At 63.3% G+C, this 12,344-nt stretch carries 5 protein-coding genes and 2 pseudogenes; 3 read left to right on the top strand and 4 right to left on the bottom strand.

Annotated features, from left to right (window positions below):
• Positions 1 to 2 precede the first annotated feature (2 nt).
• The gene (locus tag S2M10_RS02205) at positions 3 to 1,694 is read right to left on the bottom strand and encodes a LysM domain-containing protein (protein WP_168844652.1); all 1,692 of its coding nucleotides are present in this window, start codon (positions 1,692 to 1,694) and stop codon (positions 3 to 5) included.
• A gap of 832 nt (positions 1,695 to 2,526) precedes the next feature.
• Here S2M10_RS02205 and S2M10_RS23050 point away from each other — a divergent pair.
• Genes S2M10_RS23050 through S2M10_RS02190 form a run of 3 tightly spaced genes read left to right on the top strand, consistent with a single transcriptional unit; the run spans position 2,527 to position 6,301 of the window.
• The gene (locus S2M10_RS23050) at positions 2,527 to 4,005 is read left to right on the top strand and encodes a DUF4173 domain-containing protein (protein ID WP_168844651.1); all 1,479 of its coding nucleotides are present in this window, start codon (positions 2,527 to 2,529) and stop codon (positions 4,003 to 4,005) included.
• 32 nt (positions 4,006 to 4,037) lie between these two features.
• Complete coding sequence (locus S2M10_RS02195) at positions 4,038 to 4,739, top strand: response regulator transcription factor (RefSeq protein ID WP_168844650.1); 702 nt, start codon at positions 4,038 to 4,040, stop codon at positions 4,737 to 4,739.
• The gene (locus S2M10_RS02190) at positions 4,736 to 6,301 is read left to right on the top strand and encodes a HAMP domain-containing sensor histidine kinase (RefSeq protein ID WP_168844649.1); all 1,566 of its coding nucleotides are present in this window, start codon (positions 4,736 to 4,738) and stop codon (positions 6,299 to 6,301) included. Before S2M10_RS02195 ends, S2M10_RS02190 begins: the two co-directional genes overlap by 4 nt.
• Before the next feature lie 251 nt (positions 6,302 to 6,552).
• Here S2M10_RS02190 and S2M10_RS02185 read toward each other — a convergent pair whose 3' ends face one another.
• The 3 genes and pseudogenes from S2M10_RS02185 to S2M10_RS02180 all read right to left on the bottom strand — a co-directional run.
• Positions 6,553 to 9,795: an HD domain-containing protein gene (locus tag S2M10_RS02185; protein WP_168844648.1), complete on the bottom strand. Its 3,243-nt coding sequence runs from the start codon at positions 9,793 to 9,795 to the stop codon at positions 6,553 to 6,555.
• 930 nt (positions 9,796 to 10,725) lie between these two features.
• Positions 10,726 to 11,187, bottom strand: a pseudogene (locus S2M10_RS22365) (DDE-type integrase/transposase/recombinase); the annotation flags it as partial.
• Between the two features lie 54 nt (positions 11,188 to 11,241).
• Positions 11,242 to 12,336, bottom strand: a pseudogene (locus tag S2M10_RS02180) (integrase arm-type DNA-binding domain-containing protein); the annotation flags it as partial.
• Between the last annotated feature and the right edge of the window lie 8 nt (positions 12,337 to 12,344).

The following is a 12,344-nucleotide window of genomic DNA, read 5'->3' as shown; positions in this document are numbered from 1 at the left end:
CCTTACTGGCTGGCGTTCACCAGCACATAGCTAAACGACGACTGCCGGCCAAGGCCGGCCAGCAGCGCGTTGAAGTCGCTCGGCCGCAACGTCTGGCAGCCGGCAGAACCGGTCCCGCCGTTGCCGCCCTGGTGGATCAGCATCGAGCGGCCGGCGCCGCGACGGTCGACCGTGTCGGCGCCGGTGAAGCGACCGTCATGGTTGCTGTCGCGCAGCGCGGTCTGGGTTTGGGTCGCGCGGAAAAAGCGATTGCCGGCGAAGGTGCCCGATTGCAGTTCGTAGCGATAATTGCCCTCGACGAGCCGGCCCAGTTCTCTGCGGCCGTCGCCATCGACGTCGGCACCATAGCCGCGTGCCGCATAGACGCCCGCCGGCTCGGTGTTGCCCTGGAAGACCTGCGCGCGGTAACTGCCGTCTCCCTGGCGCGAGACCAGCGCGATCGTGTCGTCATACTCGCCGCGACCGCCGCCGGCCTGCAGCGGCGAGTCATGCCGCACCGCGACGAGGACCTTGCGGCCCGCCGCAAGATCGGCGCGTGCCTGGGCATCGCCCGAGCGCTCGATGACGGTCGCGAAGTCTGCCCCGCTGCGCGGCGCGCCCGCCGCCTTGCCCTCGGCGCGCGTTGTTGCGCCAGCGTTGGCGGGCGCCGGGCGTTCGAACAGGGCGAGCGCCTCACGCCGCTCGTTGGGATAGCGCTCCAGCGTGATCGAGCGGAGCTGGCTCGCCTCGGCGGGCGTGTAGCGTCCGCTGGCGGCGAGCCCCTGCAGATAGGTGGTGCGCTCGGCATAGATGTTGGAGACCAGCGCGCGGTCATAGTCGGGCGAGGCGCGCCCGACTTCGCGGTCGGTGCGGCGGATCGCCGCCTCGAGTAGCTGGGGCGCGCGGGCGTGCTGGACCGAACTCGACCAGGTTGCCTGCTGCACGGCGACGTGGCGGGTGCTCAGGTCGAACCCCGTCGCTTCGCGGACCTTGCTGACGGCGGGGTCATAGTGGGTGCGCTCGATGAACGCGTGCTGCGCGGCACGGAAGCCCTGCGGGTCGCGCGCGGCGATCGCGCGCCATTGCTTGTTGAAGCTTTCGGTACCGATGTTCGAGCCCAGCTCCGCCGACCAGCGCGCCCCTTCGTGGCGCAGGAAGGACTGGAGCGTTCCGGCCTTGGAGGACAGCTGGTAGACGCCATAGGAAACGCCGCCCGGATCGCCGGCCCCGTTGGAAACGGTACCCGGGCCGCGGCCGCCGCTTTCATAGCGTTCGGACACGCTGCCGAGGGGTACCGGTGCGCCTGCGCCGGCCTGGGCGTCGGCGCGGTGCGTGACCTGGTCCGATGCCCGGGGTTGTGCGAGCGGTGCCGCCGCGCCTCCGGCGAGGCGCAGCATTTGCCCGGGCTGGAGGCGGTCCGGATTGTCGATCCTGTTGATCCGCACGAGTGTCGCCACAGCGGTGCCGTTGCGCGCCGCGATGCCCGACAGCGTTTCGCCCTTCCGGACGCTGTGGGTACCTGCGGTGGCGACGCTTCCCGCCACGCGCAGCGTCTGGCCGGTGACGATGCGATCCGGGTGGCTGATCCCGTTGATCCGTGCCAGCGTCTGCCAGTCGGTACCGAACCGCTCGGCAATGCCGGACAGCGTGTCGCCCTGCTGGACTGTGTAGCTGGGCGGCGGCACCAGCCGGTCGAGCGGCGAGCCACTCGCCATCAGACGATCGAGGCGATGGGTATCTGCATCGGCCGTCGAAGGCGCCGGCGCGCTGTGAGACCCTTCGTTGCCGGGGCGCGTGGCTGCCGTTGCTTGCAACATACTCGGACCTACTCTTCCAGTCTTCGGAAGCTTGACCGATACAATGCGTCGGGCGGGTGCCCCATCAACGAATCGATTAGACCTGCTCGGGGGCCGACGGTTCGTCGAGCGAGCCGTCCCTAGACGTCTGAATGGCGTGTATCCTGATCTTGAGAATAGCTGGCGACGGGGTCAGCCAGCTTCCGCTCTATGGCTCGAAGCGGCAGCGGGCGAAACAGGTGCCCGGCGATGGCGCCACGGTTGCGGAAATTCGCCAGTTGAAGCGCTCGGGGCCCGTTTGGCGCATGGGATTTCCTGGGACCGGGAAATGGTGCCGGTTGCAGGGATCGAATTGCGCCGAGAAACGACGGATAATTCAAGCATCTAAGCTGATGCCGTCAGTGTCGGTACCGTGCGAAGTACCGTCATCGGGAAAGTCTTGCCGGGTTCGATTCCCAGCTAGCCGACGATTTCAGGTTCGCGTTGGGCCAATAGCGCTCCGAGAGATGGTGAATCTGTCAGCAGCGATGCAAATTCAAGCAAAAAGGAGAAATGTTTTACTGGGCCCGGCCAGTGATATGCGGCCAACAATCTAATCGCTTTGCGCTAAACGGTCTCAGCCGCGACGGTAGCGAAGGCAGCAATCTGCACCGCTCCTGCACAGGCACTCCCATGAATTTCCTCAGCGCCAGCGCAAGCGATGGATTAGCGTCGCATATCCACGCTGCTCCTGAGCAAGAGGGAGCAACACGTGCGCTTCAGTTTCGTCCGCAAGGCCGGTGCCGCCTTGGCCCTGATCATCCTGTTCGACAGGCTTTTCGTCGACAGCTTCAGAGGGGCAGGAGTCGGCGTGTTCGCCGGCGCCTGGCTGCTCGCCATCATCGCCACCCGACCGGATATCGGCAGGGCGCGATCCGCCTGGCCTGGGCTCGCGCTGACGGCGCTTTTCGCGGCATCGCTGTTCGACGAGCCAGGGGTGCTGGCCTGGTCGATGTTCTGGTGCGCGATCGCCTTCGCCGCGCTGGCGCCCAGGGTCGGACGTTTCGACGATGCCTGGCATTGGGGTGTTCGCCTGTTCCTCCACGGCACTACCGGCGCCCTGCGGCCGTTCACCGACCTGCACCGCGTCGCCGGGCAGCGACGCGGTGTAGGCGCTTCTCCGCGCCTGCTCGCGACCACGCTGGCCCTGCCTCTGCTCGGCGGCATCGTCTTCCTGATCCTCTTCGCGACAGCGAACCCGCTGATCGCGCATGCCTTCGCCTCCATCCAGCTGCCCAGCCTGTGGCAGCTCGCGCTCTGGACCTTCGTTGCCTGCTGCGTCTGGCCGATGCTGCGTCCCGGCACGCTCGCGCTGCGCGTCGCACGACGCGTGCCGGATCTGGAGCCGATCCTTCCCGGCACGTCGTTGCCGTCGGTGCTGATCGCCCTGGCGCTCTTCAACCTGATCTTCGCGGTGCAGAACGCCCTCGACATCGCCTTTCTGTGGGGCGGAGGCGCGCTGCCGGATGGCATGACCCGCACGGAATATGTGCATCGCGGCGCCTATCCGCTGATCGTCACGGCCCTGATCGCCGGCGCGATGGCGCTGGCTATGCTGCGGCCGGGCAGTGCGAGCGAGCGCGATCCCTGGGCGCGACGGCTGGTAGCCCTGTGGGTGGCGCAGAACCTGGTGCTCGTTGCCTCCAGCGCCCTGCGGACGGTGCAGTATATCCAGGAATCGATGCTCACCTCGTGGCGGATCGCCGCGCTGCTGTGGATGGCGCTGGTCGCGCTCGGCCTGGTGCTGATCTGCTGGCGCATCCTCCGCGGGCGCAGTGCGCGGTGGCTGATCAACTGCAACGCGCTGGCTGCCGGTGTCGTGCTGACCGCCTGCTGCTTCGTCGACATCGAAGCGATTGCGGCCCGCTGGAACGTGCAGGCCGCCGACCCGGCGACGATCGACCTCTGCTACCTGCACAGGGGCGGGGACAGCGCCCTGCTGCCGCTGATCGCGCTGGAACACCGGCCGATGGACGCCGAGACGCTGGACCGCGTGCGCTATGTGCGGGCCGATCTCCTCCGCGATCTCGCGACGCGGCAGGCGGATGGGCGGTACTGGACATGGCATGGCGCGCGCCGCCTGGCGGCGGCTCGGGGGATCGTCGGACCGGGGGCGCCGCGGCCGCTGCCTGCCAATTACAGCCGGCACTGGTGCAACGGCAGCATCATCCCGTCGCCAATCCAATCTTGACGGGGGAGGCGCGCGCCATGATCCAGTGCCCCATGCCCCGTACGATCCTGGTCGCGGACGATGATCCGCACATCCGCCAGCTGCTGGTGTTCGCACTGGCCAAGGTCGGGCTTGATGCGATCGAGGCCGAGGATGGCGAGGCGGCGCTGGCCGCCGTCGCGTCGCATGCGCCGGACCTGATCGTGCTCGACATCAACATGCCGCGCATGGACGGGATCGAGGTCTGCCGGCGGCTGCGCGCCGGTGGCGATCTGCCGATCCTGTTCCTGTCGAGCCGGGACGACGAGATCGATCGCGTCCTCGGCATCGAGCTCGGCGCGGACGATTATGTCGTGAAGCCCTTCTCGCCGCGTGAGGTGGTGGCGCGGGTGATGGCGATCCTGCGGCGGGTGGGCAGCCGCCCACCGGACGTTGCCGCGGCGGCGGGCCCGCTCCAGCACGGACGCCTGACGCTCGATCCCGATGGCTGGCAGGCGAGCTGGGCAGGGGAGGCGGTGCCGCTGACCGTCACCGAGTTCGGCATCCTGCGGACGCTGGCGGCGATGCCGTCCAAGGTGTTCAGCCGCGACGCGATCATCGATCGGCTCCACGGGCCGGGCTTTGCCATCACCGATCGCACGATAGACAGCCATATCCGCAACCTGCGGGGCAAGTTTGCGCGGATCGGCGCGGAGGACGTGATCGAGACCCGCGCCGGGATCGGCTATCGGCTCGGCACCTGCGGGGCGGGATGATCGAGCGGTTCAAGGCGGTCGTGCGGCGCCATTGGCCGCGCCTGCGGCTCCGCACGATCCTGCTGCTGACCTTCGTGTTCGTGGCGGCTTTGCCGGGTTTCGGCGCGCTGTTCCTGCGGGTCTATGAGAACAGCTTGCTGCGCCAGACCGAGGCCGCGCTGATCGCGCAGAGCGCGGCATTGGCAGCGGCGGGCGCTGCCGAGTGGCCGGGTGCGCACGGGATGCCGGCGAGCATGGGCACTCTGCCCAGTGCGTCCACGCTTGATTTGCGCCTCACGTCGGTCCTTCCCGAACGCCCCGCGCCGATCGCTGGCAGGGGCGCGGACGATCCGGAGACGCGTGCTTGGGCAACGCGCTTGGCCCCGGTCCTGCGTGCGACGGCAAACACGACGCTCGCGTCGATCCAGTTACTCGACCCGCAGGGGCGCATCCTTGCAGGCGGCGATACCCGCCTGGCCTATGGCACGATGCCGGAACTGCAGGGCGCGCTGGCCGGTCGCGCGGAGACTACCCTGCGCCGCAACGCTGCCTACCGTCCGCACTACGCGCTCGAGTGGCTGAGCCGCGCCTCCGACCTGCGCCTCCACCATGCGCGGCCGATCGTTGTCGATGGCCGGGTGGTCGGGGTGCTGCTGCTGGCTCGCTCGCCGCGCGCGCTGTTCGTCGGCATCTATGAGGATCGCGGCAAGATCCTGTTCGGCATCGTCGTGATATTCACCACGCTGGTGGTGCTGAGCGGCCTGTTGTCGCGCGGCATCGTCCGGCCGGTGGAAGCGCTCGGCGAGGCGACGCGGGCGGTCGCCAAGGGGGGCGGGGCGGTGCCGGAGGCGCCCACCACCGCCGCGATCGAGATCCAGGCGTTGTACCGTGACTTCGGCAGCATGGCCGAGGCGATCGAGCGGCGCTCGCGCTATCTGCGCGACTTCGCCCATGCCGTAAGCCACGAATTCAAGACACCCTTGGCGGGCATTCGAGGTGCCGTCGAGCTGCTGCAGGACCATAGCGACATGGCTGTCGCGGATCGCGAGCGCTTCCTCGCCAACATCGCCGACGATGCGGCCCGGCTGAATCTGCTCGTCAGTCGGCTGCTCGATTTGGCGCGCGCAGACATGGCGACGGCAGAGGAGGGAGCGCGGACCGATGTACTCCATGTGATGCGCTGCATCGCTGACGCCTACGGGCATGAGGGCGCTGGGCTCGCTGTGCACGTTTCGGAGAGCTCTGTGCCGCTGGTCGCGATGCCCTCCAACGTGCTGGAAGCGGTGCTGGTGGGGCTGGTCGAAAACAGCAAGGAGGCAGGCGCCACGCAGGTGACGGTCGCAGCCCGATCAGAGCCCGCAGGTGTCACGGTGATCGTAACGGACGATGGTCCAGGGGTACCCTTGGGGGACCGCCACCGCATCTTCGAGCCGTTCTTCACCACACGCCGCTCGGATGGTGGTACTGGGCTTGGCCTGCCGATCCTGCGCTCGTTGCTCGACGCCAACCGGGGGGAGATCGATTTGTATTCGTCATCCGCAGAGGGCGCCTCTTTTATGATTTCGCTCCCGGTTGGATTGTGAGGGCTTCGACCTGCCAGCGACTGACATTGGGACAAACCCGTCGTTCGCACGACACAGCCTGAACGTCAGCTCTTTTCAAAAGCAGGCGTTCAGCGCTTGCCTGAGCGGATTCACATTCGCGTCAATCTGACAGCACCCGAAAAGGCGTTGGCGGCTAACATTGTATTTTATGGCGCGACAGAAGACGCGACCCATCGTAGGAATATTCTTCGGTTGCGCGTAAACGGATGGGCAGTCATCTTAGCTGGCCGCTAGTCTAGCTTACCAGGCGGCGTCTGAAATCGAGCGGGTGGCAGGGGTCCGGCCACGATTCTCTCGATCGCGCGAACCGTGCTCGTCAAAATGTTTTGGCTGGCATTCTCACAGGCTGCGAGTTCGTCGTCCGACATGCCCGCTGCGTAAGTGCGAGCCTGTAGAATGAACTGTAGACGATCGAGGTCTCTCGCCACCTTCGCGGAATCAGTTTCGCCCTTGTTGAACTCCTGGAGAAGGATCGGAACGCGCCAGAGGTCGCCGATTCCCCGATAGGTCGCGAACGCTCCGTACTTCCAGAGCGCGACTTCCTCTTGCTTGGCATCGTTATATTTCGGGAGTTGGTCACCGAGACGGGACTCGGCGAGGTCATGGACGAGGATCATCTCGATCACGCGCCGCTTGTCGTATTTCTCGGGGCCGTCGGGTGGGTTGGTAACGAGGAAAATCTCGGCAAGGCCGAGCACGCCGACCAGATGCTCTGCAACACTCTCGACGCGCACGTCCTGCCAGAACAACGCATGATCGCCGAGGGCATCCCGACGACGGCGTAACCAGCCAGTCCGTTCGATCTTTGACAAAGCCGACCATTCTTCGCGCACGGTAGACAGCCGGAAGCTGTCCATCCCGAGATCCTCTTCGACGCGTTCGATGAAGCCGCGGATATTGGGGGGCAAGAGGTGGATCTCGCGAAGCTGCGGTCCACCGAGCAACGCTTTGACCGCGGTGCGGTGGGAATTCCGCAGAGTTCCATTCAGATTGCGCACCTGTACGAGCGATAGGAGCGTTAGCAATTCAATCAACGGCGGGAGGTCGCGCGACTTGGCGGTGATCCGCTCCAGAAGTTTAGCAACAGTCTTGCTGCAGGACGACGCGCCATTGTCCTGGCTCGTCATGAAGCTGTTCGGCTCGTATTCCTTGTCGCCATAATATTCGAGGTGAAACCCCCGATTGAATTCGGACTCCTCGACATCCGACAGGAGTATGTTGGCATATTGGATCGCCGGCTCCATGGTCTTGCTGAGCATGGAACGGCTGATGAAGATGCTGCGCCTTAGCATCCGAGCATGGATCGTCAGGGGAGCCATCGGTCGGGCAGCTTCTGTCTCAATCTTGTCCAAAAGCTGGAGCATCTCGGCAGCGCGGTCTTCGCGGACACGGCCGGCAAGATAGGCAAAATGGGACTTCGCCAGCGTCGGCATCGACCGGTATCGCTGCTTGATGACTTCGATAACTTCGCGCTCGGCATCTCGATCGGCCTGCATGATCTGCTTCGTAAAGCTGTTCACATCGGCCGGAAAAACATAGTTGAGCTGTCTTCCCAGTTCCTGGTTGACCTGCCGGCCGACGTCTTGCGGTTTTCCGCGGGCGCGCGTGTCTAACTTCTTCGCGCCCCGCAATACGTTTATGATATGACGGGCGACAAGATAGCTCGTGATCGACGAATGGCTGGCAACGAGCTTCGCTATATTTCGCTCATTGAGATGAGCAAGCTCGACATTGCGGGTAATCATTATGCCATAGGCAATTTGCGCGGCATCGTTCAGGCTCACCTCGGCCGCTATTTCCCGATCTCCGTCGCCAGCCAACGCGCTCTTGCAATAGAGATCATAGCACTGAGCGAGCGAAGTCAGGCCACTGTAAGCAAATTTACCGAACGGGCCGAAGAACAACGAAAGGACGAACATGTCGATCGCGCGGACATCCTTCCGCTTCATATCCTCTAAAATTTGGACGGAAGATTTATCGCCCTTAATTTTGGCAAAATCTTCGATGAGTGTCGCGGCGTCTTTATGATCGATCTCGAGTGGAACTATGCTGTAAGCCGTCTCGCTTTGAAGAGGGATCCGGCTGTACAAGCTACGGAATTCGATCTCGCTTTCAGTAGCTATCAGCAATCTCGTATATTTGCTGCGCGAAGCTTCTCTGATCAGTTCTGCGACATGAGATGTCCGTTGCGACGCTGCCTGACTGAGGCCATCGACCAGAACAATCACGGGATCGTGTGCGGTAGACATGATATTTCGAAGTCGCTGGCAAGCACTAATGACGCGGCTTCGTGTTCGCTTCTCGTCGAGTACGCCATTACTCCAGGCTTCGAGATCACCAATCTTGATGAGGATCGAGAGGCATCCCGGAATCGCCTCGTCATCTTGGGTGGATCGCGATGCCTCAGCCTGGATCATCCCAAGCAGCGTCGTCTTTCCGGCACCCTTTCCGCCAAGTAGGACGACCGCCTCTCGATATTCCGAAGACCGCAGGTGGCGACTTATTGCCGCGATCGGGTTGGGGACGAACTCGCGAGCCGGTCCTTGGACAAGTTTGGAGAAAAGGGACTCGTAGCTACCCATCTCGTCGAGAATGGAAGCTGGCAGAGGTTGATCAGGCGGATAGACATAAATGCCCGCGCCAGGCGATTGAGCCTCTTTTTGATCTACGCGCAGCGTAAGCATCGCTTCGAGCACAGAGCATGCTGATACAAGCGCAAATCGCCTGTTCTCGTCACTGAAACTGAGTTCCAGCTCGGCCTTATGAAAATCTGCACCGTCAGAAATGCCGCGAACGCTCACAAACTCGACGTCCGTGCCTTCCAGTGCCGTCATGACACCCGCCGATTCCATCTCGAGGGCGGCGGCATTACGATGTGCGTCAGCGAACGACCTACGGAATTCTTCGTTGGCAACCACGAACGGCGTGCAAGCCAACGGCGCCACGGCGAGCTTGATCAGGCCGTTCGGCCACAGGACAGGATTTGGAAAGCGCTTTTTGAGGTCCAGATTTATCGAGGCCATGAGCCGGGAGTCTTTTTGAAGATGGGTCTCTGCTAGGTTGACTAGTGAGCTGGTGACAGGCTTGGACTTAGGACGATGCTCGTAGAGGGGGCGAGCGAGATTCCCCGCAATTTTACCACCCGTGCAGAAGTCCAGCACTTCGCGAGTGACGACTATGTCCCCGATCGAGAGCCAGTCGGCAATCCGGCCGGCAATCCCGACGTTGGCAACCAGCCGGACCTTCAACTCGGCGACGACGGCAGCGGTAGAAGTTCGGGCGCGGTCGACGCCCATGTCGCCCGACATGACGAGCACGCCTTTACCGTAAGCGTCCCATGATTCTTCAACGATCGGCCAAGCGGTATAGCCTCCCACCTGAAAGGGATCGCCACACGCGGCAAAGTCTCTAAAGTATTGAGCTTCTTCGCTGAGCGCAACAACGACCGCAAAATCAAACTTCGCCTGCGTCACTTGCCCCCCCCCTTAAGGAATCACATGCGTATTTAGAAGCCGTCATCAGCTTATTCTGGTCAGTCCGCACTCCGACGTATTTTAGGTTTAGACGCGATGTCCGACCAGACCGAGCAAGAACCGCAGATAAGATTTGCTGAAGCTAGTTAACCATGATCAAATCAGCAAGTGAGGTCGTGAGGTTGATAGCAAAATATCCTTGACGGCGGAAATTCCAGCACCGCCGAAGTGGGTTGTCGGCCCCGCAGCGCCGGCATTCAACCACTGAGACTAAGGCGCGTTGCCGCCTGACAGTCTCACGCGACGCCGACGGACAGCTTCTAGTAAAGGCTGCCACTCAAAGCCCAATCGCCGAGCGACCGGCTCTGGTCGCCAGCCGTCGATGCCGAATTTCGCATTCTGGTAGGGAGATGCCGGCTCATCCTGGGACAAAGCGATCGTTCGCAGACCCGGCGTCGAAGGTCAGCTTCCGTCGGTAGGGGACACTCAAGACCTTCAAGCATCCCAGCGCTGCTGTCAGTCTAATGCGAACCCGTCTCCACCCGGTTGTCGGCCCAGCAACCAACCTCATACTTCTCGGCATTGCCAAGATCGTTCATCGCCACGCGCTAGGAGCGCAGGCCCTCTGTCGCGATCGCCTCGGGAAAACCATGGCGCTTCAATCCCTTCTTCAAGAAGGCCAGCGAAGCCTCTTTGTCATATGCCCTGCTGACGGGTCTCGCCCTCGTGGTCCGCGGCTTGCCACAGGTAGATCATCTCGCCGTTCAGTTTGACCTACATCTCGTCGAGGTGCCGGCGCCAATGCCGGAAAGGAGACAGGCGATCAGCCGGTCCATCGCGTATCGACGCCGTAGCTTGCCCTCCCGTCATCGGGGGCGGTGAACGTCATTGTGAACCGCGCCGGGTCTGCCGGAGGCATTGGTTTGTGAGTCACGCTGCCATATCGAGGTTGCTTGCGGCAGCATAATATTGATCTTCGGCTTCGGCAGGCGGGATGTTGCCGATGGGCTCGAGCAGCCGACGATGGTTGAACCAGTCGACCCATTCGAGCGTGGCATATTCGACGGCTTCGAAGCTGCGCCACGGCCCTCGCCGGTGGATCACCTCGGCTTTGTAGAGGCCGTTGATCGTCTCGGCTAAAGCGTTGTCGTAGCTATCGCCGACACTGCCCACGGATGGCTCGATCCCGGCTTCGGCGAGGCGTTCGGTGTACTTGATAGACAGATATTGCGAGCCACGATCGCTATGATGGATGAGGCCGCCCCGATGGGTCGGCCGGCGATCGTGAAGCGCTTGTTCCAAGGCATCGAGGACGAAGCCGGCATGCGCCGTTCTGCTGGCCCGCCAGCCGACGATCCGCCGAGCATAGGTGTCGATGACGAAGGCGACGTATGGCACGCGCATCCGAACCCGCTCGTCCCAATGCTCGCCGCGGAGATAGGCGCGGCGGACGTCATTGTTCTCGACATGCGCGAGCTGCCGCTCGATCGCATCCGGGTGCCACTTCCTGCTCTCGTTAAGGAGACTGCTGGCCATTGCGCGGAAGCCGTGGCCAGTCATCTGCGTCTTGTCGTACCCCAGCCGGCGTAGGGCGGCATTGATGGTGTTGTCGGAGATGGGGCGAGCGTCTGACCGGACGCTTGGGAACAGGAGTTTCGACCTGCCGCTCATTTCTCGAAGCTCCGCCAGAAGCGCAAGCACCTGCTTGGAGAGGGGAACGCGATGTGGGCGGCCCATCTTCATCTTCTCGCCGGGAATGGTCCAGACCTTCGCTGAAAGGTCGAACTCTGCCCATTCAGCGGCGCGTAGTTCGCCCGGACGCACAAAAACGTGTGGGGCGATCCTAAGCGCCAAGGCAACCGATGGCTGGCCCTCGTACCCGTCTATGGCGCGCAAGAGCGCGCCGACCTTGTCGGGCTCGATGATTGCGGCATGATGCTTGACCTTCGGCGTGATCAGGGCGCCCTGAAGATCGGCGGTCACATCTCTCTGCGCCCGTCCGGTGGCGATCGCGTAGCGAATGACGCTGCTACAGGTGCTGCGGAGACGTCGTGCCGTCTCATAGCGGCCCCGAACCTCCACGGTCCTCAATACGGTGAGCAATTCGGGCGCGCTGATATCCCCGATTGGTCGAGCCCCGATCAGCGGATTGGCAAAACCGATCAGCCACCGCAGCTTCTCGAGGGTCTTCGCCGCTCGCCCCTCCGCCTCGTTCTTCTTCAGCCATTCGTCGGCGACGGTCGCGAACGTATCTCCGGCCGAAATGCTGCCGACTCCTCGGGTCAGCTTGCCATAGGAGGAGGGGTTGATGCCCTTCTCGAGCAGCTTCCGGGCGTTCTCTCGGCGCTCGCGCGCTTCCTTTAGGGAGACGTTAGGATATACGCCCAGCGCCACCGTGCCGCGCTTGCCGTCGTGACGATAGTCCCATCGCCAGTACCGACCGCCGCCAGGCTGAACGAGGAGGTACATGCCGTGCATGTCCTGGGTTTTGAACGCTTTGTCCCGTGGTTTGATTCGACGGACGGCTGCATCGGTGAGCATGACGGTAT

This window comes from Sphingomonas sp. S2M10, assembly GCF_012650175.1.
Taxonomy (GTDB): Bacteria; Pseudomonadota; Alphaproteobacteria; order Sphingomonadales; family Sphingomonadaceae; genus Sphingomonas.
The sequence above is the reverse complement of the archived record's forward strand: the minus strand, read 5'-3'. Positions and strand labels throughout refer to the sequence as shown.